The organism is Pseudomonas sp. KBN10P06128 (assembly GCF_037574945.1).
GTDB lineage: Bacteria > Pseudomonadota > Gammaproteobacteria > Pseudomonadales > Pseudomonadaceae > Pseudomonas > Pseudomonas aeruginosa.
In genome coordinates, this window is sequence record NZ_JBBELR010000001.1 from 3,876,696 (window position 1) to 3,899,252 (window position 22,557).

General features: G+C 69.4%; 20 protein-coding genes. 7 read left to right on the top strand and 13 right to left on the bottom strand.

Annotation, left to right across the window (positions count from 1 at the left end):
- Positions 1 to 16 precede the first annotated feature (16 nt).
- The 7 genes from tpsB1 to VQ065_RS18045 form a co-directional block, all read right to left on the bottom strand.
- Positions 17 to 1,714, bottom strand: coding sequence for a two-partner secretion system transporter TpsB1 (gene tpsB1, locus VQ065_RS18015; protein ID WP_011666636.1), 1,698 nt, complete (start codon positions 1,712 to 1,714; stop codon positions 17 to 19).
- Between the two features lie 313 nt (positions 1,715 to 2,027).
- Entirely contained in the window at positions 2,028 to 2,552 is a 525-nt protein-coding gene (locus tag VQ065_RS18020; RefSeq protein ID WP_003089762.1) for a hypothetical protein, read from the bottom strand.
- A 46-nt stretch (positions 2,553 to 2,598) separates the two neighbouring features.
- Positions 2,599 to 3,747, bottom strand: coding sequence for a PepSY-associated TM helix domain-containing protein (locus VQ065_RS18025; RefSeq protein WP_003089766.1), 1,149 nt, complete (start codon positions 3,745 to 3,747; stop codon positions 2,599 to 2,601).
- A 117-nt stretch (positions 3,748 to 3,864) separates the two neighbouring features.
- A complete protein-coding gene (gene foxA, locus VQ065_RS18030) occupies positions 3,865 to 6,327 on the bottom strand; it encodes a ferrioxamine receptor FoxA (RefSeq protein ID WP_003116885.1) in 2,463 nt (820 codons plus the stop codon).
- Positions 6,328 to 6,470: 143 nt separating this feature from the next.
- Positions 6,471 to 7,457 (bottom strand): anti-sigma factor FoxR, encoded by a 987-nt coding sequence (gene foxR / locus VQ065_RS18035; protein ID WP_003089772.1) that lies wholly within the window; start codon positions 7,455 to 7,457, stop codon positions 6,471 to 6,473.
- Between the two features lie 8 nt (positions 7,458 to 7,465).
- Positions 7,466 to 7,984, bottom strand: coding sequence for a sigma-70 family RNA polymerase sigma factor (locus VQ065_RS18040; RefSeq protein WP_003089775.1), 519 nt, complete (start codon positions 7,982 to 7,984; stop codon positions 7,466 to 7,468).
- Positions 7,985 to 8,072: 88 nt separating this feature from the next.
- The gene (locus tag VQ065_RS18045; RefSeq protein WP_003089777.1) at positions 8,073 to 8,987 is read right to left on the bottom strand and encodes a LysR family transcriptional regulator; all 915 of its coding nucleotides are present in this window, start codon (positions 8,985 to 8,987) and stop codon (positions 8,073 to 8,075) included.
- 124 nt (positions 8,988 to 9,111) lie between these two features.
- On the opposite strand from VQ065_RS18045, the gene gtdA reads away from it, so the two are divergent.
- From gtdA to VQ065_RS18070, 5 genes are all read left to right on the top strand, one after another.
- Positions 9,112 to 10,173, top strand: a complete 1,062-nt coding sequence (gene gtdA / locus VQ065_RS18050; RefSeq protein ID WP_003089779.1) for a gentisate 1,2-dioxygenase — start codon at positions 9,112 to 9,114, stop codon at positions 10,171 to 10,173.
- Positions 10,174 to 10,185: 12 nt separating this feature from the next.
- Positions 10,186 to 10,884, top strand: coding sequence for a fumarylacetoacetate hydrolase family protein (locus tag VQ065_RS18055; RefSeq protein WP_003089781.1), 699 nt, complete (start codon positions 10,186 to 10,188; stop codon positions 10,882 to 10,884).
- A gap of 77 nt (positions 10,885 to 10,961) precedes the next feature.
- Positions 10,962 to 12,308: an MFS transporter gene (locus VQ065_RS18060; protein WP_003089782.1), complete on the top strand. Its 1,347-nt coding sequence runs from the start codon at positions 10,962 to 10,964 to the stop codon at positions 12,306 to 12,308.
- Positions 12,309 to 12,320: 12 nt separating this feature from the next.
- Positions 12,321 to 12,965 (top strand): maleylacetoacetate isomerase, encoded by a 645-nt coding sequence (gene maiA, locus VQ065_RS18065; protein WP_003089784.1) that lies wholly within the window; start codon positions 12,321 to 12,323, stop codon positions 12,963 to 12,965.
- A gap of 41 nt (positions 12,966 to 13,006) precedes the next feature.
- Positions 13,007 to 13,918 carry a SphA family protein gene (locus VQ065_RS18070; RefSeq protein ID WP_003139136.1) on the top strand — a complete coding sequence of 304 codons (912 nt, stop codon included), beginning with the start codon at positions 13,007 to 13,009 and terminating at the stop codon, positions 13,916 to 13,918.
- On the opposite strand, the gene VQ065_RS18075 is transcribed toward VQ065_RS18070, so the two are convergent.
- From VQ065_RS18075 to dsbD, 4 genes are all read right to left on the bottom strand, one after another.
- Positions 13,900 to 15,234: a cytochrome P450 gene (locus tag VQ065_RS18075; protein WP_003089787.1), complete on the bottom strand. Its 1,335-nt coding sequence runs from the start codon at positions 15,232 to 15,234 to the stop codon at positions 13,900 to 13,902. The two genes, VQ065_RS18070 and VQ065_RS18075, sit on opposite strands and share 19 nt — an antisense overlap.
- Before the next feature lie 72 nt (positions 15,235 to 15,306).
- A complete protein-coding gene (gene dsbG, locus VQ065_RS18080; RefSeq protein ID WP_003089790.1) occupies positions 15,307 to 16,077 on the bottom strand; it encodes a thiol:disulfide interchange protein DsbG in 771 nt (256 codons plus the stop codon).
- Positions 16,074 to 16,910, bottom strand: a complete 837-nt coding sequence (locus tag VQ065_RS18085) for a TlpA family protein disulfide reductase (RefSeq protein ID WP_003089792.1) — start codon at positions 16,908 to 16,910, stop codon at positions 16,074 to 16,076. The genes dsbG and VQ065_RS18085 overlap by 4 nt, the downstream gene beginning before the upstream one ends.
- A complete protein-coding gene (dsbD, locus tag VQ065_RS18090) occupies positions 16,910 to 18,679 on the bottom strand; it encodes a protein-disulfide reductase DsbD (protein WP_003109558.1) in 1,770 nt (589 codons plus the stop codon). The genes VQ065_RS18085 and dsbD overlap by 1 nt, the downstream gene beginning before the upstream one ends.
- A gap of 162 nt (positions 18,680 to 18,841) precedes the next feature.
- On the opposite strand from dsbD, the gene VQ065_RS18095 reads away from it, so the two are divergent.
- Both VQ065_RS18095 and VQ065_RS18100 read left to right on the top strand, forming a co-directional pair.
- Complete coding sequence (locus VQ065_RS18095; protein ID WP_003089797.1) at positions 18,842 to 19,522, top strand: response regulator; 681 nt, start codon at positions 18,842 to 18,844, stop codon at positions 19,520 to 19,522.
- A complete protein-coding gene (locus tag VQ065_RS18100) occupies positions 19,519 to 20,841 on the top strand; it encodes an ATP-binding protein (RefSeq protein ID WP_003089798.1) in 1,323 nt (440 codons plus the stop codon). The genes VQ065_RS18095 and VQ065_RS18100 overlap by 4 nt, the downstream gene beginning before the upstream one ends.
- A 189-nt stretch (positions 20,842 to 21,030) precedes the next feature.
- Here the strand turns inward: VQ065_RS18100 and VQ065_RS18105 are convergent, their stop codons facing one another.
- Positions 21,031 to 21,906 carry a c-type cytochrome gene (locus VQ065_RS18105; protein ID WP_003089801.1) on the bottom strand — a complete coding sequence of 292 codons (876 nt, stop codon included), beginning with the start codon at positions 21,904 to 21,906 and terminating at the stop codon, positions 21,031 to 21,033.
- Positions 21,903 to 22,556, bottom strand: a complete 654-nt coding sequence (locus VQ065_RS18110; RefSeq protein WP_003089803.1) for a c-type cytochrome — start codon at positions 22,554 to 22,556, stop codon at positions 21,903 to 21,905. Before VQ065_RS18110 ends, VQ065_RS18105 begins: the two co-directional genes overlap by 4 nt.
- Position 22,557: the final 1 nt, after the last annotated feature.

The window sequence follows — 22,557 nt, forward strand, 5'->3', positions numbered from 1 at the left end:
GGAGGTCGCCGCGTCTTCAGAAGAACGCGTCGACCCGGAAATAGATCGGGTGCTCGCGCCGCTCGATGGCGCTGGGCCGCTCCAGCGAGCGGGCGAAGCCGACGCTGGCGGCGAAATAGCGGCCGCGGGCATCCAGTTCGATGGCGTTGCCGCTCATGCGCCCGCTGGCGCCGTCGTTGTAGCGGTCGTGGCGGATCACGCCGACGTCGTAGGCGAAGGCCACGCCGTATTCCTGCAGCCAGGGCCGCAGCGGCGCCCATTCCACCGCACGCCGCCAGCGCAACTGGTTGCGCCAGTAGCCGCCGCTGTCGCCGGTCAGGGTCTGGTCCTTGAAGCCGCGCACCGAGCTGTTGCCGCCGAGGCTGATGCGCTGCGGGCTGAACAGCACGTCCTCACTCCTTTGCCCGGTGGCCAGGCTGTCGAAGCTGAAGCGCTCGCCCCATAGCTGGAACGGCTGCAGGTAGCTGAGGGTCAGGCTGTACTTGTCGTAGCGCGCATGCGGATCGCCCGCCTGCGGGTGGCCGCGACCCTGCGCGCCAAGGGCGCCGATGCCCTGCTGCCAGCCGAGGTCGAGGTTGACGAAGCCACTGCCGATCCGCCGGCCATGGTTGAAGCCGAGCTGGGTCTCGGTGATCCGCGTGCTCTGGTCTTCCAGGCGGGTGTCTTCGACATAGTTGTTGGTGCGCTGGTGGCTGAGCCCCAGGCTCATGGCGGTCTTGCTCACACCGTCGCGGTGCAGCACGCGTTCGGCGCGGAACTGATGGCTGCGGCTGTCGCCATCGAGCTTGAAGGGGAAGCCGCTGGCCTCGTTGCGCGTGCGGTAGTCGCTCTGGCTGTAGCCGTAGGTGAAGGTCCACCAGCCCCAGGGCAGGCTGTAGAACAGGCTCTGGCTGTCGGAATGGCGCCAGCGGTCGGTCACCGCGTCGCGGTTGGCGCGCAGGTTGAGCTGGTCGGCCAGGCCCAGCGGGCTGTCCCAGTCCAGGCCCAGGCCCATCTGCTGCTCGCCGGTGCTGACGTCGCCGTCGTTGTTGCGCGTGGCGGAGACCCGCCAGGGCTTGTCGCGCTCGCCCTTGAGACGCACCCGGCTGCCCCCGACCTCGCTGCCGGGCACCAGCTCCAGTTGCGCCTGGCGCGACGGCAGGCGACTCAACTGGTCGACCAGTTGCTCCAGTTCGCGCAGGTCGAGCAACTCGCCGGTCCTGCCCGGAAAGCTCATCGCCAGTTCGCGCGGGCTGGCCAGCGCGGAGCTGTCCAGGCCCTCCAGGCGGCCTTCGACGACGATGATGCGCAGGGTCCCGGAGGCCAGGTCCTGCTGTGGCAGGTAGGCGCGGGTGGTGACGTAGCCGCGATCCAAGTAATGGTCGGTGACGGCCTTGAGCAGCGCATTGAGCTGGCCGACGCCCAGGCAGCGCCCCTGGTAGGGCGCCAGCAGTTGGCGACGCGCGCTTTCGCCGAGGTGCCCGGCGCCTTCCAGCTCGATGCGGCGGATCTCGAAGCAGCGCTCGTCGTCGCCGGAGGCATCCGCAGCGGCGGGCGCTCCCTTGCCGGGCAGTTGCTGGAGTTCCTCCAGGCGCTTGCGCTGTTCGTCCAGCAGGCGCTGCTGGCGGTCGCGGATCAGGTCGCGGTCGCCGGGGGAGGTGAAGGGGGCGGCGCTGGCAAGCAGCGGCAGTAAAACCAAGCCAGCGACAACCGCTCGATAGCTAGAACGCAACATCCGATGTCCTGCGAGTTCCCTTCAATATCCACCGCATAGCTAAACGACATGGGCGTGTTGAGGGGGGGATTAGTCCAAAAGTAGGAATGCTAATCCAAACAGGGACAGGAGGGAATGGCACTTTGCCTTCATTGCGTCGTCCTGGCTGTACGGACGTTTCAGGATCGATGCGATGTCGTCATTTTCGTAATGGGAAGGACCTATCGGTCTCCAGGCAGCGCTCGGCCGGGTTCTGGTGAGCTGATTATTTGCGCTCGTGGCCCGGCAGAAAGAAGCCCCGCCAAGGCGGGGCTGCTTTGACGCAGACTCGAATTCACTTCACCGGCAGGTCCTTGCCCCACAGGCGCACCGCCTTGATCCCTTCCGCGCCGCCTTCGAAGACGAAGGTCTGGCGGATGCCGGCCTTGGCCGGGACGGTGACGTCGTCGGGGTTGGCGAGGGCGACCAGGGCGTTGGAGTAGCCGTCGTTGTCGATCACCAGCAGCGCGCCGGTCTGGGTCAGGTTGATCAGGCGCACGGTGGCGTCGCCGTCGTTCTTGAAGCCGAGGGTGACGGCCAGTTGCTGGTCGCGCGGCTCGGTCTTGAGCACTTCGACCTGGCCGATCTCGGCGAAGCCGGCGTTGTCGGAGACCACCTTGGCGCCATCAGCGCCCTGGGCCGACTGGCGGCCGCTGGTGATGCCCTCGCTGACCCCGCCGAGGAGGTTCTTGCCAGTCTCGATGGCCGAGGACACCGCGGCCTTGGCCGCATCCTTGACCGAGCTGCCCTCCTCCGCGGCCACGGCGCTGCCGGCGGCCAGGGGCAGGAGCAGTCCCAATGCGGCGATCCTTGCGTTCATTCGTCCATCCTCTGGTGGTGTGGGAGGCAGCCAGACTAACAGCCGGCTAGCGGCCGTTCCAGTGGCGCGCCCGGCGCTTGCGCCACCAGATGTAGACACCGGTCAGCGACAGCCCGGCGATGGCCAGGCCGAGGGCGGCGATGGCGATGCGTCCCGGCAGGCCGGCGATGCGCCCGCCGTGGATCGGGTACTGCAAGCGATAGAAGCGCTCTCCCCAACTGCCCTGCCCGGCGACTTCCTGGCCGAGCAGGCGGCCGTCGCTGCCGTGGAAGAACAGCCAGGACTTGCCCATGGGGTCGTCGTGGTCGCCGAAGCCGGCGCCGAAGAAGTTGTATTCGAAGCTGTAGTACAGCTCGCCGATCGGCTCGGCGATGCCCAGCCGCGCCGCTTCGACGCTGGCCAACTGGAAGGTGCGGTCGTAGTCCAGGCGGGTCTCCCCCAGTTGCTCCCTGGGCAGCCGCCCGCGCGCCTCGTAGACGCTCGGTTCGATCGGCGAGAACAGCGATACCAGCGGCTTGAACACCTGGCTCGGCAGGTTCAGGGCGACGCTGCTCAGCGCCACCGGCGCCAGCAGCAGCCAGAGCCAGAGGCCGCCGGCGCGATGCAGGTCGAAGTTGAAGCGGTAGGCGTTGCCGCGCTTGATCTTCCAGGCGGTCGCCCACTTGCTCCAGAACGGCCGGCCGCGCGGCAGGGTCAGCCAGGCGCCGACGAAGCAGTCGAGGAACCAGAACATCGCCACCCCGCCCATCAGGTACAGGCCCCAGTTCCCCGGCAGGGTCAGGTTGTGGTGGAACTCCAGGACCCAGGGAACCAGGTTCGCCGGCTGGAAGCAGCAGGCCGCCCAGAGGCGCTTGCCGACTTCCTCGCCGCTGACCGGGTCGAGGTAGAACACGTCGTGCTCGACCTTGGCGCCGGCCTCGCGCGGCACGGTGGCGAGCAATGCCGGGTGCCCGCCCGCCTCGGGATACTCCATGTACCACACCAGTTGTCGCGGATAGCGTGACTCGACGCGTTGCACCAGGCTGCCCGGGGAAAGGCGCTCGCCGCCCTCGCCCACGGCGTAGAAACCGGGGTTCAGCCATTCGTCGATTTCATGATGGAAGGCCAGCAGGCTGCCGGTGAGACCGGCGAGGAAAAGGAACAGCGCGGTAGCCAGACCGACATAGCGGTGCAGCAGGACCAGGACGGGGCGCATGGGGGCTCCAGGTAACCAGGGTACGGCCGGCGACGCCGGCGAATGCCCGGCGCGTACGTTGCGCGCCGGGCTGCTTGGCCGGTACCGCGGCGCTGGCGCCGGGGCCCGGGTGGACGGTCAGAACTGGTAGTTCACCGTCGCGGTGACGTTGCGCTTCTCGCCGAAGTAGCAGAAGTCCAGGCTGTAGCAGGACGCCACGTAGTCCTTGTCCAGCAGGTTGTTGGCATTGAGGCTGACGTCCAGGCCTTTCAGGCCGAGCTTGCCGAGGTCGTAGCCGATCCGCGCGTCGACCAGGGTGTAGTCCGGCACCCGCAAGGTGTTTTCCTTGTCCGCCCAGGTCTCGCCGACGTAGCGCGCGCCGCCGCCGATGCTCAGACCGCTGAGCGGGCCGGCGTCGAAGGCATAGTCGGCCCACAGCGAAGCCATGTGCTTGGGCGCCTGGTTCGGCGTATGGCCCTGGTTGCCGTCCAGCGACTTGGTGTAGGTGATGTCGGTGTAGGTGTAGCTGCCGAGCAGCTTCAGGTTGTCGCTGAGCTGGGTATGGGCCTCCAGTTCGAGCCCCTGGGAGCGCACTTCGCCGACCGAGGTGTAGAAGTTGTCCTGGGGCTCCTTGGAGGCGACGTTTTCCTGGGTGATATGGAACAGCGAGGCGGTGTAGAAGCTGTTGCTGCCCGGCGCCTGGAACTTCAGGCCGAGTTCCCACTGCTTGCCCTCGGTGGGCGCCAGGGGCGTGCCGGAGGCGTCGGAATAGGCGTTCGGGTTGAACGACTCGGAGTAGCTGACGTAGGGCGCCAGGCCGTTGTCGAACAGGTACAGCGCGCCGATCCGCCCGGTGAATTTCTCCCAGTCGTCGTCGGCCTTGCTGCCGGTGCTGCGGTTCTTGTCGGTGACGCTGACCCAGTCCTGGCGCAGGCCGAGCGAGAAGCGCCACTGGTCGATGTCGATCAGGTCCTGGAGGTAGACGCCGGTCTGCTCCAGGCGGCGGGTGTGGTTGTCGTCCGGGAAATAGCTGATGGCGTCGTCGCCGTAGACCGGGTTGAACGCGTCCAGCGCCGAGGCCGAGCCGGAACGCCAGTCGACCACGGTGCGCCGGCGCTGATAGTCGAGGCCGGTGAGCAGGGTGTGGCGCGCCGCGCCGGTGGCGAATTCGGCCTGCAGCATGTTGTCGACGATATACGCCTGCAGGTGCTCGCGGGCGCCGCTGAAGTAGCGGTTCAGCTTGTTCGGCTCGCTGGCGCTCCAGCCGTAGGCGTAGACCTGCGACAGGTCGACGTCGGAGTCCAGGTAGCGGAAGTTCTGCCGCGCCGACCAGACGTCGTCGATGCGGTGCTCCAGCTGGTAGCCGAACATCCGCTGGGTGCGGTCGAAGTCGTCCTTGCTCGGCTCGCCATCGAAGAACTCGCGGGAGATGTGCCGGCCGTTGTGGTGCGACAGGGTGCCGTCGGCCGGTACGCCGCCGTGGTAGCCCCCGTTGGGATCGTGTTGCAGGTAGCCTTGCAGGGTCAGGGTGGTGTCATCGCTGAAGTCGATGGCCAGGGTCGGGGCGATGGCGTAGCGCTCCTCCTTGACGTGATCGAACTGGGTGTCCGAGCCCTTGCCGAGACCGACCAGGCGGTAGGCGATGCGCTTCTCCTCGTCGAGCGGCCCGCTGAAATCGAAGCCCATCTCCTTCTGGCCCATGTTGCCGATGCTGCCGGTGATCTGGCGGTAGTCCTCGTACAACGGCTTCTTGCTGGTCAGCGCCACCAGGCCGCCCGGCAGGCTACGGCCGTAGAGCACCGAGGACGGGCCCTTGAGCACATCGATGCGTTCGAGGAAGTACGGGTCGACCTGCATCGAGCTGAAGGTACCGCTGTCGCCCATGGCCTTGAGCCCGTCGAGGTAGATGTTGTCCACGCTGTTGTCGGCGAAGCCGCGCATCACCACGTAGTCGTAGCGGTTGGAGGCGCCGACCTGGCCGGTGAAGATGCCGGGGGTATAGCGCATCGCCTGCTGCACGGTCTTGGAGGCGGTGTCGTCGATCTGCTCGCGGGTGATCACCGAGACGGTCTGGCTGGTTTCCAGCAGCGGCTTGCTGGTCTTGGTGGCGATCTGGCTATGGGTGGCCAGGTAGCCATCGGTGCTGCCCAGGTTGTTGCCGAGGGCGAAGACTTCCACCGCCTGCATGTTCAGCACGTCGCCGTCCTTTGCCGGCGCCTCGCGCAAGACGAAGCTGCCGTCGCCCTGGTCTTCCGCTTCCAGCGGGGTGTCGGCGAGCAGCCGGGCCAGGCCCTGCTGCACGGTGAAACTGCCGCGCAACCCCTGGGAGCTGTAGCCACCGGTCTGCGCCGGAGTGGCCGAGAGGGTGATGCCGGCTTCGCGGGCGAAGCGGTTGAGCACGTCACCCAACTGTCCGGCGGGGATCGCATAGGGCCGTGCCTGTTCCGCCGCCGCTTCGGCGGCCGAGGCGCAGAGCGGCGCCGCGCCGGCCGCCATGGCCAGCGACAGCAGGGCCGCGCGCACCGAACGGCTCAGGCGCGAGGCGCGGGGGAAATCGAGGGACGACGGGGCATTGCGGAGGACGACGGCGGTGGCGGTCATGAACGGAATCCGTTGGAGTCGTTGAAGGGTGTTCAATCGGTAACGCCGGACCAGTCGCGGAAAGCCGACAAAAATAATGAAAATAATTTTCAGTGCGTTTCGCTCCGGGCGGAAGCAAGCGTCCACGCGGCCGCCGGCGCGACTCAGGCGGCGACCACCCTCACCCACCAGCGGGTATGCCGCTGCAGGCGCACCGGCAGGGTCCGCGCGAGCACCTGCAACAGCTTGTCGGTGTCGTCCAGGCGGTAGACCCCGGACAGGCGCAGGTCGGCGACCTCCGCGGCGCAGCCGAGGTAGCCGTTGCGGTAGCGGGCGACCTCGGCGAGGAAGTCGGCCAGGCGCATGTCGCGGGTGACGATCAGGCCATCGGCCCAGGCCACGGCGTCCATCTGCGGCCGTTCGAGGCGCCGCACGCCGTCGGCGGCGATCCGATAGCTCTGCCCCGCCTCGGCCACCGGAGCCTGCAGCGGACGCGCGCCGAAGGCATCGATGCGCACCGAACCCTCGCTGACGCTGAGACAGGTGGCGGCATCTTGCAGGCGTACGTTGAAACGGGTGCCGAGGGCCTCGAACAGCCCTTGCGCGGTACGTACCCGCAGCGGCCTGTGCGTGGGCGATTGCGTATCGGCGCCGCTGGCGAGGAAGATCTCGCCGCGGGCGAGGAGGATCAGGCGCTGGCCGGCGTCGTAGCGCACGTCGACCGCGCTGTCGGTGTTCAGTTGCAGGCGGGTGCCGTCGACCAGCTCGATACTGCGTCGCTCGCCGGTGGCGGTGCTGTAGTCGGCGCTCAGGCGCTGCCAGGGCAGGCTGTCGCGACCGACCCAGGCCACAGCGCCGCCAGCCACCAGCAGCGACAGCAGTTTCAGCGCCTGGCGCCGCTGCAGGCGCTGCGCGCTGCTGTCCAGGGTGCCGTAGGCGACCCCGCCGGGCAGCGCCTTGAAGCGTCCGTGCAGTTCTTCGTTGAGCGCGCTGACCTGCTGCCAGGCCCGCTCGTGCTCGCCGTGCTCCGCGCGCCAGGCCGCGCAGGCGCGCTGCAGGCGATCGTCGGCCGGCTGCGAGCGCAGGCGGACCAGCCAGTGGATGGCCTGCCTGACCACCGCTTCGTCGACCCTACCGCGCGTCCCGTCCACGGCTCCGCTCATTCGCCGTAGCGCAGCAGGTAGCAGTGGTACAGCGCCTCGGCCACGTAGCGCTCGACGCTACGCTGGGAAACCCCCATGCGTTCGGCGATCTGCCGGTGGCTGAGGTCTTCGCACTGGGCCAGGAGGAAGGCGGTGCGGACCTTCGGCTTGAGCCCGTCGAGCATCCGCGAGATTTCCTCCAGCAGTTCCAGCACCAGTTCCCGCGCCTCGGGCGACGGCGCCTGTGCCTCGGGCAAGTGGGCGATGCTTTCGAGGTAGGCGCGCTGCAGTTCCTCGCGACGCCAGTGGTCGATCACCAGGCCGCGGGCGATGGTCCGCAGGAACGCGCGCGGCATGCCGATCTCGCGCAGTTCGCGCTTGAGCAGGATGCGCAGGAAGGTGTCCTGGGCCAGGTCCGCCGCGTCCGCCGCGCAGCCCAGCTTGCCGCGCAACCAGTTCTGCAACCAGCCATGGTGCTCGCTGTACAGCGCATGCATGGCGCGATGGTGGGCGCTGAGAAGGATCGGGGCGGACATGGGAAAGTCGGGGCGACACATGAATGATAATGAATCGCATTGTCGAGAAGCCGCGGCCTTTTTGCAATAGCACCCGCCGGCCGGCGCCCTACTCGGCCGCCGCGCCTTCGCGCAGGCAGGCCAGCAGGTCTTCGCTGGCGCGGTCGCGATGCGGTTCGTCGCGCCAGCACATGCCCACCGCGCCCTCGCCGGGAATCTCCAGCGCCAGCCTGGCCACCAGGCCGAGCCCGGCGAGGTGCTCGACCACCCGCGCCGAGCCGATGGATAGCATGTCGCTGCCACGCAACAATTCGATGTTGGCCAGCATCGACGATGACTCCAGGCGGTAGGCCGGCGGCTGCCGGCCGCCCTGGGTCAGGGCCATGTCGAGCTTGCTGCGGATCGGCGAGCCGGGCGGCCAGACGATCCAGTCGTAGCGCCGCACGTCTTCCCAGTCCAGCGCGGCGGCCTGGGCCAGCGGGTGACCGGGCCGCGCCATCACCACGATCGCCTCGCTGTAGAGCACCTCGCAGCGCAGGCTGGCGCGCGGCGCATAGTTGTCCAGGCGCCCCACCACCACATCGAGCTGGCGTTTCTCCAGCCGTTCGAGAAGGCCGTTCATGGTGCCTTCGAGCAGTTCCACCTGGGCCCCGGGGTAGCGTCCGAGGAACGCCCGCAATGCGCGCGGCACCAGGCTCGGCGCGGAGGCCGGCGACGTGCCGAGGAGCACCCGGCTGCCGCTGCCGCTGCGCATCGCCTCGAGGTTCTGCCGCGCCCGCTCCATCTCGGTGAGCACGCGCTGGGCGTGGTTGAACAGGGTCATGCCGTAGGGCGTCGGGCGCAGGCCACGGGCGTGGCGCTCGAACAGCGGCGCGCCGACGTCCTCCTCCAGTTCCTTGAGCCACTTCGACAGGCCCGGTTGGGTGGTGTGTGCGGCCCGGGCGGTGCCGCTGAGGTTGCCGGTCTCCATCAGGCTGACCAGCAGTTGCAGGTGTTGCAGGCGCAGGCGGCGGGTCCAGTCCATCGCAAGCCATCCTCGAATACGTATAGGTCGATGTCTAAATATCATTATTCGGTTATGCCTTCACCTCGAATAATGACTACCAGACCGAGGCGGCCCCGCCTCCTCCCGCCGGAGATTCATCGGTATGCATAACGACAATTCCACCGAGAAGCGCGCCGACTTCTATCGACGCATCCGCCAGCAGCACCTCACCCCGCTCTGGGAAGCCCTGCACAACCTGGTCCCGGCGCAACCCGCCGGCGGCTGCCAGGCGGCGCTGTGGCGCTATCGCGAACTGCGCCCGTTCCTGCTCGAGGCAGGCGACCTGATCAGCGCCGAGGAAGCGGTGCGCCGCGTGCTGGTGCTGGAGAACCCGGACCTTCCCGGCCAGTCGGCGATCACCCCGAGCCTCTACGCCGGCCTGCAACTGATCCTGCCGGGCGAGATCGCCCCCAGCCACCGGCACACCCAGTCGGCCCTGCGCTTCGTCGTCGAGGGCTACGGCGCCTACACCTCGGTGGACGGCGAACGCACCCGCATGGAGCCGGGCGACTTCATCATCACTCCGTCCTGGACCTGGCACGACCACGGCAACCGCCCCGCCGCGGAAGGCGGCGAGCCGGTGGTCTGGCTGGACGGCCTGGACATCCCGATGCTGCGTTTCTTCGGCGCCACCTTCGCCGAGAGCTACGGCGAACCGGTGCAGCCGTTGCGACGTGGCGAAGGCGACAGCCTCGCCCGCTACGGCAGCAACATGCTGCCGCTGCGCCACCAGCCGACGACGCCGACCTCGCCGCTGTTCAGTTACCCCTACGCGCGCAGCCGCGAGGTCCTCGAGCGCCTGGCGCGCCTCGAACGGCCCGATCCCTGGGAAGGCCACAAGCTGCGCTACGTCAACCCGGCCACCGGCGGCTGGGCCATGCCGACCATCGCCACCTGCCTGCAACTGCTGCCGGCCGGCTTCCTCGGGCAGCCCGCGCGCAGCACCGACGCCAGCGTCTATTCGGTGGTGGAAGGCAGCGGCGTGGCGCAGATCGGCGACCGGCGCTTCGCCTTCGAGGCCAAGGATCTGTTCGTCGTGCCCTCCTGGGCCGAGCTGCGCCTGGAAGCCGGCGCCACCGACTGCGTGCTGTTCAGTTTCTCCGACCGCCCAGTGCAGCAGGCGCTCGGCATCCTCCGCGAATCCCGCGAAACCCTCGCCCACTGAAGGACCCGTCCCATGAACCATCTCTTCGCGCCCGAAGCGCCCGTCAGCCTCACCATCCATGGCAGCGACCAGACCTTCCCGGTGCGGCGGGTCTACTGCGTCGGCCGCAACTACGCCGCCCACGCCCGGGAAATGGGCTTCGATCCCGAGCGCGAGCCGCCGTTCTTCTTCTGCAAGCCGGCCGACGCGGTGGTCCCGGTCGCCGCCGGCAGCACCCTGGAGCTGGCCTACCCGAGCCAGACCGGCAACTACCACTACGAGATCGAACTGGTGGCGGCGATCGGCAAGGGCGGCTGCGACATTCCCCTGGAGCAGGCCGAGGAACACGTCTGGGGCTACGCGGTGGGCCTGGACATGACCCGCCGCGACCTGCAGATGCGCATGCGCGAGATGGGCCGGCCCTGGGAGATCGGCAAGGCCTTCGACCGCTCGGCGCCGATCGGCCCACTCTACCCTGCCAGCCAGGTCGGCCATCCGCGCCACGCCGCCATCAGCCTCCAGGTCGACGGCGAGGATCGCCAGCGCAGCGACATCGACCAGTTGATCTGGTCGGTGGCGGAAACCGTCAGCTACCTGTCGCGCTTCTTCGAGCTGCGCCCCGGCGACCTGGTCTTCACCGGCACCCCGGAAGGCGTCGGCGCGGTCGAGCGCGGCGAGCGGATGCTCGGCGCCATCGACGGCCTCGGCGAACTCAGCGTCCGCGTGGTCTGACCCACCGCCCGCGCACGGCGCGGGCCCACCCTGCCCTTCATCCGGGCTGTCGCCGCGGCGACGGCCGAGGAACGCTCATGCCTACGCCCGACAAGAACAACAAGAACGACGTCCAGGCTTTCATCGATGCGCAGGCGGTTTCCGCCTTCCAGTTGCGAGTCCTGTCGCTGTGCTTCCTGATCGTCGCCATGGACGGATTCGACACCGCCGCCATCGGCTTCATCGCCCCGGCCCTGGCCCACGACTGGCAACTGAGCCCGGCGCAACTCAGCCCGATCCTCGGCGCCGCGCTGGCCGGCCTGGCCCTCGGCGCCTTCGCCGCCGGCCCGCTGGCCGACCGTTTCGGACGCAAGAGCGTGCTCCTGCTCTCGGTGCTGTTCTTCGGCGGCTGGAGCCTCGCCTCGGCCTACGCCGGTTCGGTGGAAACCCTGGCCCTGCTGCGCTTTCTCACCGGCCTCGGCCTGGGCGGGGCGATGCCCAACGCGATCACCCTGACCTCCGAATACTGCCCGCGCCGGCACCGCGCGCTGATGGTCACCGCGATGTTCTGCGGCTTCACCCTCGGCTCGGCGCTGGGCGGCCTGCTCGCCGCGCGGATGGTCCCGGCGCTGGGCTGGGAGAGCGTGCTGCTGCTCGGCGGCGGCCTGCCCCTGGCGAGCCTGCCGCTGCTCTGGGCATGCCTGCCGGAGTCGGTGCGCTTCCTCGCCCGCCGCGCACCGGACGCGGCGCGCCTGCGGCGCATCCTCGAACGCCTGGGGCGCCTGCCCGACGGCTGGGCCGGACGCCTCGAACTGCCCGCCGACGAGTCCGACGGCACCTCGCCCCTGCGGCAGATCCTCGGCGCCGAGCTGCGCGGCGGCACCCTGCTGCTCTGGGCCACCTTTTTCATGGGCCTGCTGATCATCTACCTGCTGACCAACTGGCTGCCGACGCTGATCGGCGGCACCGGCTTCAGTCTCGGCGAGGCGGCGACGATCAGCGCCATGTTCCAGCTCGGCGGCACCCTCGGCGCACTCCTCCTGGGCAGCGCCATGGATCGCTTCGACGCGCACCGGGTGCTGAGCCTGGCCTACGTCGGCGGCGCCCTGTTCATCCTCGGCATCGCCAGCCTCTACCACAGCTTCGCCCTGCTGGCGCTGTGCGTCGCCGGCGTCGGTTTCTGCATCAGCGGCTCGCAGGTCGGCGCCAACGCCCTGGCCGCCGATTTCTATCCGACCCGCAGCCGCGCCACCGGGGTCAGCTGGGCCCTCGGCCTGGGCCGCATCGGCTCGATCGTCGGCTCCCTCAGCGGCGGCGCCCTGCTCGGCCTGGGCCTGGGCTTCAGCGGCATCCTCGCCCTGCTGGTGATCCCGGCGCTGCTCGCCGCCGTGGCCGTGCATCGCCTGGGCCGGCGCCGGGCCAGGCCTTCTTCCGTCACTCTCTGAACAGGACTTCCCATGCAGCTCTACAGCTTCTTCAACAGCTCCACGTCCTATCGGGTGCGTATCGCATTGGCCCTGAAAGGTCTGGATTACCAGGTAGTGCCGGTCAACCTGCGGCAGGGCGAGCAACTGCGCCCGGCCGACCGCCAGCGCAACCCGATGGGCGCGCTGCCGACCCTGGTCGACGCCGACGGCCGTTGGTTCAGCCAGTCGCTGGCGATCATCGACTACCTCGACGCCGTGCAGCCCGAACCGCGCCTGATCCCTCTCGACCCGCTGCATCGCGCCCAGGCGCTGGAACTGGCCCTGCTGGTGGCCTGCGACATCCATCCGCTGAACAACGTGCGGGTGCTCAAGTACCTGACCCAGGTCCTCGGCATAGACGCCGAGGACCGCCAGCGCTGGTACGCGCACTGGGTCGCCGAGGGCCTGGCGGCGGCGGAGACCCTGCTGAACCGACACCGTCGCGGCGCCTTCTTCGCCGGCACCGCAGCGGGCATCGTCGAGTGCTGCCTGGTGCCGCAACTGGCCAACGCCCGGCGCATGGGCTGTGTCCTGGCGCCCTACCCGGCGTTGCTCGAACTGGAGGGGCGCTGCCTGGCGCTCGAAGCCTTCCAGCGCGCCAGCCCCGAGCGCCAGCCCGACTACCTCCCGGACTGACGCGCTGCCCCGTGGAAAACAACAACAAGAAGGACACGCCCATGACCACCCGCATCCGGGCCAGCCTGCTGGCCCTGCCCCTGCTGCTGCCCTCGTTCCAGGCTATCGCCGCGCTGCCGGGGATGAACCTCGGCCAGACCTCCTTCCTCGACGGCAAGGCCCTGCCCGGCACGCTGTTCCAGCAGTTCGTGAATATCTACGAGGCCGACGACTTCATGGACGCCAACGGTCACCGGCGCCCGCTCGACAATCGCCTGCGCACCCTGCTCGCCACCAGCCACTTCGCCCACATCAGCCAGCACCAGCTGTTCGGCGCCTACTACGGCGCGGAAATCCTCGTCCCGGTGCTGCTCGCCGATCCCGACTTCGAACCCCACGCTGGCAGCGCCAACGGCCTCGGCAACCTGATCGTCAGTCCGTTCATCCTGCAATGGCCGCAGACCGAGCTGTTCGGCCGGCCCTACTGGCAGCGCCTGAACCTCGCCTTCCAGTTACCCACCGGGCGCTACGACAGGCATCGGGCGATCAATCCCGGCAGCAACCACTGGAGCTTCAACCCGCACTACGCGCTGACTTGGGAATTCGCCGAAGGCTGGGAAGCCAGCGCTCGCCTGCAGTACCTGTTGCCGGGCAAGAATCGCGACCCGGCGCCGCCGTTGGCCGACGACTACCTGCAGCCGGGCCAGGCGTTCCACGCCAACTACTCGGTATCGCTGGCGCTGGATGCGCATTGGCGAGTCGGGTTGTCCGGCTACAGCCTGCGACAGATCACCGACGAGCGGGTCGACGGGCACGACCGCCCGGACTCCCGCGAGCGGGTCGATGCCATCGGCCCGGCGCTGATGTTCGGCTGGGGCAAGTCGCGGCTGTTCCTCAACGCCTATCACGAATACGGCGCACGCAACCGCAGCGAGGGCAGCCGGCTGATCCTGCGCTACTCGCAGGTCTTCTGAGCGTCGCCTTCCGGGACGATCGGCAAGCGCTCCAGGGTGCGGAACACCGAGCTGCGCCGCCAGCGCAGGTCCGTCGGTTCCGAGGCCAGGGCGAAACGGCGACGCACCAGGCCGCGCAATGCGCATTGCAATTCGAGCCGGGCCAGGTACGCGCCCAGGCAGTAGTGCGGACCATGGGCGAACGCCACGTGCTGCTTGGCGTTCGCTCGCTGCAATTGCAGACGGTCGGGGGCGGCGAACATCTCCGGGTCGCGGTTCGCCGCGAGGAAGCTCAGCCAGACCTTCTCTCCAGGCGGAATCCGCTGGCCGCCGATCTCCACCTCCTCCAGGGTGCAACGCACGCCGCCGCGCACCGCGCCGTCGAAGCGCAGCAGTTCCTCCACCGCGTTCGCCGCCAGCTCCGGGCACCGCCGCAGCAGGTCGAGCTGGTCGGGATGGGTGAGCAGCGCCAGCGTAGCGTTGCCGACCATGCTGATGGTGGTTTCGAAGGCGGCCATGAACACCATGGCATAGGCCGCCACCAGGTCCTCGAGGCCCAGTCCGGCCTCCAGCATCGCGGCGCCGTCGAGGATGCTCGGCGCCGCGCCGGGCGGCGGGCGCGAAGAGCCATCGCTCCAGCCGCGCGCCTGGCGTTGCAGGTAGTCGCTGAAGGCGGCCGCGCTGCGGTTGATCTGCCCGGCATCGCCGTGGCTGGCGGCGAGATCGAGCCCGGCGGCCAGGTCGCGGCCCCAGGGCAGCAGTTGCCCGGTGTCTTCGCGGGGAAAGCCGAACAGCTCGGCGGCCACCCGGATCGTCAGCGGTTCGGCGAAGTCCCTGAGCAGATCGGGCTCGCGGCGCTCCAGCAAGCTGTCGAGGAGCTCTTCCACCAGCGCCTCGATGCACGCCTCCCAGCGGCGCACGGCGTCGGGGCCGAAGGCCGGAGCGAACAGCCTGCGCAGGCGGGTGTGCCGCGGCGCGTCGTTGAACAGCATGAAGTTGTCGTAGAAGCGCGCCAGCGGTTGCAATTGCTGGTGGCCGAACCAGCTGGCGCCGCCCTGGCGGACGCCGGCGGCGCCAAGGCGAGCGGGGTCGGCGGAGAAACGGCGGTCGCGCAGGCACGCCGAGACATCGGCATAGCGACTGATCCACCAGATCGAGGCCTGGTCGCGGCAGACCGGCGCACGGGAGCGGATCAGCCGCAACAGCGGATAGGGATCGGCGACGAAGTCGGGATGGTAGGTGTGGATGTCGAAACCGTCGCTCCGCGGAGCGAGCGCCGGACGCTGAGCGTCATGGCGCGGCTGCGCGCTGCCTTCCTCGCTGAATGCGTCGTCCATGGCCCTTGCTCCGCTGGGTTGGCGTAACGCAGGGAGTATAGATGGCCGGCGGCTCGGCGCCGGCCCGGAGGATCAACGCGGACCGAGGATCTCCGCCAACTGGTCCGGCTGCGGCGCGCCCTGTTGCTGCTGCATGCGCCCCTCGGCATTGAGATAGAAGATCGCCGGGGTCGCCGCGGCGCCCATCGACTCCATCAGTTCCATGTTGCCGGCGAGCTGCTTGCGCACCGCCGCCGGGATCTTCGCCAGCGGCTTCAGGGTGCTGGCCTTGCCCGCCTGCTCATGGTCGTGCAGGGCCTTCTGCGGGTCCTTGCTGGCCAGCAGCGCGGCGGACTTGGCTTCGCTGTCCTCGCGGATGATGCCGACCATGATATGCCGCAACTGCACCTTGCCGGCATCCACCCAGGGTCGCGCCTGCTCCCAGAACATGGTGCAGTACGGGCAGTTCGGGTCGCTGAACAGGTAGACCACGCGCGGCGCGTCGGCACGGCCATCGGCGATCCAGGCGCTCTGCTCCATCTTCTGCCACATTTCCTTGGCCAGCGGCGCATACACCAGGCGCTCCAGCGGTTCGCGGCTGAGGTCCTTGCCCTGGGCGTCGAACAGGTGGCCGGTGAGTACGTGCTTGCCGTCGGGCGTTAGGTACAGCGCCATGCCCTGGTTCTGGTATTCGGCGGCGTAGCCGCGCAGGCCATCCGGGGCGTCGAAGCTGCCGAGGATGCGGGCGCCCTTCTCCTGGACCATGCGGATCGGTGCCGGCAGCTCCTCCGCCGCCGTGGCCAGGCCGGCGTTGAGGAGGGTCAGGCCCAGGCCAAGGGTGATCAGGTTGCGCGGCAGTCTCATTCGGAACTCCTGGTTGCGGGGGCGGCAGCGGCCGGCTCGAAGGCTTCGAGGTAGCGCGCCAGGCTGCCGCGGGACAGTTCGCCGAGATGGCTGCCCAGCAGGCGGCCCTCGGCGGTGTAGAAAACGGTGGTGGGCAAGGCGACCGAGCCGACCTGCTGGCCAAGCTGCCCGCCGTTGTCGAACAGCAGGTTGTCCAGGCGCAGGTTCTCGCCCTGGAGGAAATGGCGCACGGTCTCGGCGCTCTCGCCCTGGTTGGCGAAGAGGAACACCACGTCGGGATTCTCCGCCTGCGCCTGTTGCAGCACCGGCATCTCACGCCGACACGGCGGGCACCAACTGGCCCAGAGGTTGATCACCAGCGGGCGGCCCCGGAAATCGGCCAGTTGCACCGACTCGCCGGCGGCGTTGCGCAGGCTCAGTTCGGGCAGGCGCGTACCGCGCTCGTAGATGCCCAGGCCCAGGCTGCCAAGCAGCCAGAACGCCAGCCCGAGGCTGGCGCCGACACCCAGCGAGCGACGTAGCGCCGGTCGCCGCCAGGCCCAGAACAGCGCGCCGAGCACGGCGGCGAGCAGGCCTGGCCAGGCGAGGAAACCGCCATCGCGGATATCCAGCATCTGTGCGAAGTCGCCACGGTACTGCGGCCAGTAGCGCACCACGAAGGCCAGGCGCGCCACCAGCAGGCCGAGCAACAACAGGTTGAACAGCACCGGCTCGGCGTTGCGCCCGCCGCCGCGCGCCGCCAGCCAACCACCGAGCAGCGCGGCGCCGAGGGCGAGGAACAGCAGCAGGTGTTGCAGCGAGACCACCAGCGGCCCCAGGGAAAAACTCAGCATCAGCCGCGCTCCCGGGTCGCCTGCCAATGGGCGAGGAAGCCGCCGGCGTCGACTTCGCCGGTCAACCGGCGCGCGCGGCGCTCCTCGCCTTCCGGACCGATCCAGATCAGGCTCGGCGGGCCGGGTACCTGGTAGCGGCGCAGCAGCTCGCGGCTGGCGGCGTTGTCCGCGGTCACGTCGAGCCGCAGCAGGCGCACGCCCTGCAGGGCGGCGAGCACATCGGGTTTGGCGAACACCTGTTTCTCCATGATCCGGCAGGACACGCACCAGTCAGCGTAGTAGTCGAGCAGCACCCATTGTCCCTCGGCCTTGGCCGCAGCCAACTGACGGTCGAGCTCGGCCGGCTGGCTGACCGTGAGGAACGCCTCATGCGCGCTGGCCGTCGGCGTAGCGCCCCGGTTCGCCGCCGCATACACCTGTAGCGGACGCCAGGGGTCGTCTGCCCCGGCCGCAGCGCCCAGCAGCATCGCCGCGCCCCAGAGACCGAAGATGCAGCCCGCCGCGCCGAACAGCACCGCGTGCCGTGCCAGGCCTCGCGCCGTGTGCAGCGCGGCGTAGGCCAGGACCAGCAGCAACGCGCCGCCAAGGCCGATCCACAGCGCCTCGCCGAGCAGCGGACGCAGGAGTATCCAGGCGGTGCCGAGGAAAAGGAAGCCGAACACGCCCTTGACCAGGTTCATCCAGGGACCGGGCTTGGGCAGGAAGCGGCTGCCGACCGTCACCAGCAGCAACAGCGGCATGCCGATGCCGAGGCCCAGGCTGAACAGCACCAGGCCGCCATGCAGGGCATTGCCGGTCTGCGCGATATAGAGCAAGGCGCCGGCCAGCGGCGCGGTCATGCACGGCCCCACCAGCAGCCCGGACAATGCGCCGAGCGCGGCCGCGCCGGCCAGGCTGCCGCCCTTGCGGCCGCGACTGAGACCGTCGAGGCGGTCGCGCAGGGCCGCCGGCAGTTGCAGTTCGAAGAAGCCGAACATCGGCAGCGCGAGGAACACGAACAGCGCGGCGAAGCTGCCCAGCAGCCACGGCTGTTGCAGCCAGGCCTGCAGGTTGCCGCCAAGCAGCGCCGCGACCACCCCGAGTCCGGCGTAGACCAGCGCCATGCTCAGCACGTAGCTACCGGCCAGCAGCAGGCCGCGACGAGGGCCGGCGCCGCTGCCGACCACCAGCCCGGCGAGGATCGGCAGCATCGGCAGCGAACAGGGAGCGAACGCCAGCAGCAGGCCGAGGCCGAAGAACAGCAACAGGCTCCAGGCCAGGTTGCCGGCCTGCAGGCTGCCGGCCAGGCCCTGGTCCTCGGCGACTTCGCCGCTCGTCCCGGCGACGGCGGCGGCAGGGCCGGTACCGCCCAGGTCGAGCGCCTGGCTCTGCGGCGGATAGCACAGGCCGGCATCAGCGCAGCCCTGCCAGCCCAGGCGCAGTTGTCCGGCGGCGGCCGCCGGCAGGGTCAGTTCCAGGCTCTGGCGATAGACCTGCGACTCGCCGAAGAACTCGTCGCTGTGGCTTTCGCCCGGCGGCAGCTGCGGCTGCAAGGCCGGGTCGAGTCCGTCGAAGCGCAGGCGCTTCTGGTACAGGTAGTAGCCCGGCGCGATCTGCCAGCGCAGTTGCACCTGGCCGTCGTCGAGGCGCTCCCAGGTGAAGCGGAAGGCTTTCTCCACCGGCAGGAAATCCGTCTGCGTCGCGCCGCGCGGCGCGAACAGGTCGTCGCCCGGTTGCGCCTGGGACAGGCCCGGCAGCAGGAGCATCAGGAGCAGGATCAACACACGCATGGATAACGCCTTCTACGATGAACTCGGCGGCAGCATGGCCAGCGACGATTAACAGGCCGTTAACGCGGCCACGGGAAAACCCCGGCGACGCGCCGGGCGGGGCATAATCCTGGCTTAATTCGCCCGCTTCAGACTCCTATCCCTTTAACCAGCGATACCGCCATGCATGTACTGCTCACCGAAGACGACGACCTGATCGCCAGCGGCATCGTCGCCGGCCTCAACGCCCAGGGCCTGACCGTGGACCGGGTGGCCAGCGCCGCCGATACCCAGGCGCTGCTCCAGGTGGCGCGCTTCGACGTGCTGGTCCTCGATCTCGGCCTGCCCGACGAGGACGGCCTGCGCCTGCTGCAACGCCTGCGCCAGCAGGGCGTCGACCTGCCGGTGCTGGTGCTGACCGCGCGCGACGCGGTGACCGACCGGGTCGCCGGGTTGCAGACCGGCGCCGACGACTACCTGCTCAAGCCCTTCGACCTGCGCGAACTCGGCGCCCGCCTGCATACCTTGCAACGGCGCTCCGCCGGGCGCTGCGTCAACGTCATCGAACACGGTCGCCTCAGCTACGATCCGAGCACCCGCGAAACCTGGCTCGACGGTCGCCCCGTGGAGCTGTCGCGACGCGAACAGGCGCTGTTGCAGGCATTGCTCAACAACCGCGGGCGGATCCTCAGCGGCGAGCAGCTCAAGGACAGCGTCTATGGCTTCGGCGACGAGGTCGAGAGCAACGCCCTCAACGTCCACATCCATCACCTGCGGCGCAAGCTCGGCAACGCCATCGTGCAGACCGTGCGCGGCCTCGGCTACCGCCTCGGGCCGGCGCGCGGCGACGGAGACGACGCATGAGCCTGCGCCTGCGCCTGACCCTGATCCTCGGCTCGGCCTTCATCCTGCTCTGGTCGCTGGCCGCGGCCTGGATGCTCTGCGACCTGCGCGGGCAGATGATGCGCTCCTTCGACCAACGCCTGGCGGCCTCGGCGCGGATGGTCGCCGGCCTGCTCCAGCAGTTGCCGCAGCCGCAGCCGGCGGACGGCCAGACCACGCGCCTGAGCGCGGAGCAACTGGGGATTCCCAACGGCATGGCCTGCCAGGTCAGCTCATTGCGCGGCGAAGTCCTGGCGCAGAGCCATGCCACCCCGGAGCGGGCGCTGGACAGCACCGCCAGCGGCTTCCGCGACCAGGAAATCAACGGCGTGCTGTGGCGCAGCTTCACCGTGCAGGCCGGCGACCTGCGGGTCAGCACCGCCGACCGCCTGGAAGAGCGCGACGTGCTGCAACGCTCGGTGGTGGTGGCCGCCGCGGTGCCGGTGACGGTCGCCCTGCTCGGCAGCCTGGCCCTGCTCTGGCTCGGCGCCGGCCAGGGCCTGGCGCCGCTCAAGCGGATTCGCGACGCCCTCACCCGACGTGGCGCCGACTCGCTGGAGCCACTGGAGCTGGCGGCCCTGCCGAGCGAACTGAAGCCGCTGGTGGAAACCCAGAACCAGTTGTTCCAGCGCATCGCCCAGGCCATCGAACGCGAGCGACGCCTGACCGGCGATGCCGCCCACGAGCTGCGCAGCCCGCTGACCGCGATCAAGACCCACCTGCAGGTCGCGCGCATGACCGAGGGCGCCGCCGCCGAGCAGGCCCTGGCCCACGCCGAGGAAGGCGCCGACCGTCTGCACCGGACACTGGACCAGCTGTTGCTGCTGGCGCGGGTGGAAGGCAGCCTGTCGTTCGACGACGGCGTGCAGTGCAGCGCCGAGGACGCCGCCCGGGTGGCCATGCACGACGCCGGCCACGGCGACGTGCGGATGTTCGAACTGAAGCTGGCCGACGGCTTGTCCGAGGCGCCGCTGGAAGTCCCCTCGGTGCTGGCCATCGCCGCGCTGCGCAACCTGCTGGACAACGCCCTGCGCCACACCGCCGCCGGCACCCGGGTGGAGCTGGCGGTGGAAACCGCGCAAGGCTGCGCGCGCTTCCACGTCCGCGACCATGGCCCGGGCATCGCCGAAGCCGACCTGCCGCACCTCACCCGGCGCTTCTGGCGCCACGGCAAGAGCGGCGGCAGCGGGCTCGGCCTGGCCATCGTCCAGGCCATCGTGCAACGCTGCCAATGCCGGCTGGACTTCGACAGCCGCGCGGACGGCCTGCGGGTGACGCTGGAAATGCCGCTGCGCGAGTGATGCGCGGGCACCACGCGCCCCACCCACTCGCCAACCGACTCCGTAGGGCGAATAGCCGCCCCGCGGCTATCCGCCGGACCGAGGCCCAGGCATCGGCGGATAACGCCGTTGGCGTTATTCGCCCTACCCCCGCGCCGACCTGTTTCCGCCGGACCGGGTCTCCGTCCTGCGGACGCCAGGCCACGAGGGTCAGATTCCCTGTCCCAGCAGCACGCCGTTGACCTTCTGTCCGTACAGGTTGACGCCGTCGTTGGCATGGAACTTCTGCCGCGTCTTCTCCACGGAACCGTCCACCAGGCGCGGGTCCTGCGGGCGCTCGTGGCTGTTCATGAAGGCGGCGACGTCCCAGGCGTCGCGGTCGCTGAGGGTACCGGGCTTGCCCAACGGCATGTTGTACTTGATGAAGGAAGCCGCGGTGTTGATGCGGTGCATGCCCGCGCCCCAGTTGAACGACTGCGCGCCCCACAGCGGTGGGAACACCGTCTGCCCCAGAGCCATCTGGCCCTGGCCGTCGGCGCCGTGGCAGATCGCGCACTGCGCGGCATAGACCTTGGCGCCGCGCTCGATGCTGTAGCCGCCTTCCGGCGGGGCCACGTCCGGATAGCCGCGTCCGGGCAGGCTGACCCCGGTCGGCGCCTGGCTCGCCAGCCAATAGGCGTAGACGGTCAGGGCCTTGATCTCCGGGCTGTCGGCCGCCGGCACCTTGCCGTTCATGCTGAACTGGAAGCAGCCCTGCAGGCGCTCGGCGAACGTATTGACCTTGTTGTTCTTGGCGCGGAACGCCGGATAGACCGGGTAGGCCGCCCACTGCGGCGCGGAGTTGGCCCGGCGGCCCTGGTCGAGATGGCAGTTGACGCAGTTGAGCTGGTTGCCGACCAGATGCGGCGCGTTCTTCCGGGTTTCCACGAACAACGCCTGGCCCTGGCGGACCATTTCGCCGAAGGCGTTGTCCGGGAGGCTGCTTTCCGCCGGCGGCTGGAACGGCTCCGAGGGCGCCGTTGCCGCGTGGACGGGAGCGACCAGCAGGCCGGCGACGACCAGGGAAAGGATCGACGGCATGTTCATGGCTGGCCTCCTGCCTGACCGAGGGTGGCGAAGAACTGGCTGACGCTGCGGATCTCCTCTTCGCTGAGGGATTTGGCGATATGTCCCATCAGATCGTTCGGGTCGTTGCGGCGAGTGCCAAGCTGCCAGGCGCGCAACTGGTTGCTCAGGTACATCTCGCCCTGCCCCTGCAACGGCGGGAAGGCCTCCCCCACGCCGCTGCCGGCCGGACCGTGACAGGTCACGCACTCGGGAATGTTGCGCTCCCAGGCGCCACGCACCGCCAGGGTCTCGCCGGGGCTGCGCGGGGTGGCCACGCGCGACAGCTCCACCGGCTTGGGCGCCGGCATTGCCGCGAGGGTAGTGGCGAGCGCCTGGATCTCGTCGTCGCCGAGAGCATCGGCTATGCCCTTCATCACCGGGTGCTCGCGACTGCCGCCCTGCTTGAGGTCGTGCAGCTGCTTGCTCAGGTAGGCGGCGGGAAGGCCCGCCAGGCGCGGAAAGCCGGCGGCGGCCAGGCCCATGCCATCGGCGCCGTGGCAGGTGACGCAGGCCGCGGCGGCCGGGTTGGCGCCGCCCTGGGTATAGAGTTTCTGGCCGTCGACGGCGGCCTGGGCCGTCGCCGCCAGCAAGGCGGTCAATGAAAACAGCAGTCGGTGTGCAACCGGCATG

Bases quoted from the DNA above. Each gene is read 5' to 3' on its own strand.
- foxA (WP_003116885.1), bottom strand. From the start codon at position 6,327: ATGACCGCCACCGCCGTCGTCCTCCGCAATGCCCCGTCGTCCCTCGAT.
- VQ065_RS18110 (WP_003089803.1), bottom strand. From the start codon at position 22,556: ATGCCGGTTGCACACCGACTGCTGTTTTCATTGACCGCCTTGCTGGCG.
- dsbD (WP_003109558.1), bottom strand. From the start codon at position 18,679: ATGCGTGTGTTGATCCTGCTCCTGATGCTCCTGCTGCCGGGCCTGTCC.
- tpsB1 (WP_011666636.1), bottom strand. From the start codon at position 1,714: ATGTTGCGTTCTAGCTATCGAGCGGTTGTCGCTGGCTTGGTTTTACTG.
- VQ065_RS18025 (WP_003089766.1), bottom strand. From the start codon at position 3,747: ATGCGCCCCGTCCTGGTCCTGCTGCACCGCTATGTCGGTCTGGCTACC.
- VQ065_RS18060 (WP_003089782.1), top strand. From the start codon at position 10,962: ATGCCTACGCCCGACAAGAACAACAAGAACGACGTCCAGGCTTTCATC.
- maiA (WP_003089784.1), top strand. From the start codon at position 12,321: ATGCAGCTCTACAGCTTCTTCAACAGCTCCACGTCCTATCGGGTGCGT.
- gtdA (WP_003089779.1), top strand. From the start codon at position 9,112: ATGCATAACGACAATTCCACCGAGAAGCGCGCCGACTTCTATCGACGC.
- VQ065_RS18020 (WP_003089762.1), bottom strand. From the start codon at position 2,552: ATGAACGCAAGGATCGCCGCATTGGGACTGCTCCTGCCCCTGGCCGCC.
- VQ065_RS18075 (WP_003089787.1), bottom strand. From the start codon at position 15,234: ATGGACGACGCATTCAGCGAGGAAGGCAGCGCGCAGCCGCGCCATGAC.
- dsbG (WP_003089790.1), bottom strand. From the start codon at position 16,077: ATGAGACTGCCGCGCAACCTGATCACCCTTGGCCTGGGCCTGACCCTC.
- VQ065_RS18070 (WP_003139136.1), top strand. From the start codon at position 13,007: ATGACCACCCGCATCCGGGCCAGCCTGCTGGCCCTGCCCCTGCTGCTG.
- VQ065_RS18045 (WP_003089777.1), bottom strand. From the start codon at position 8,987: ATGGACTGGACCCGCCGCCTGCGCCTGCAACACCTGCAACTGCTGGTC.
- VQ065_RS18085 (WP_003089792.1), bottom strand. From the start codon at position 16,910: ATGCTGAGTTTTTCCCTGGGGCCGCTGGTGGTCTCGCTGCAACACCTG.
- VQ065_RS18040 (WP_003089775.1), bottom strand. From the start codon at position 7,984: ATGTCCGCCCCGATCCTTCTCAGCGCCCACCATCGCGCCATGCATGCG.
- VQ065_RS18095 (WP_003089797.1), top strand. From the start codon at position 18,842: ATGCATGTACTGCTCACCGAAGACGACGACCTGATCGCCAGCGGCATC.
- VQ065_RS18100 (WP_003089798.1), top strand. From the start codon at position 19,519: ATGAGCCTGCGCCTGCGCCTGACCCTGATCCTCGGCTCGGCCTTCATC.
- VQ065_RS18105 (WP_003089801.1), bottom strand. From the start codon at position 21,906: ATGAACATGCCGTCGATCCTTTCCCTGGTCGTCGCCGGCCTGCTGGTC.
- VQ065_RS18055 (WP_003089781.1), top strand. From the start codon at position 10,186: ATGAACCATCTCTTCGCGCCCGAAGCGCCCGTCAGCCTCACCATCCAT.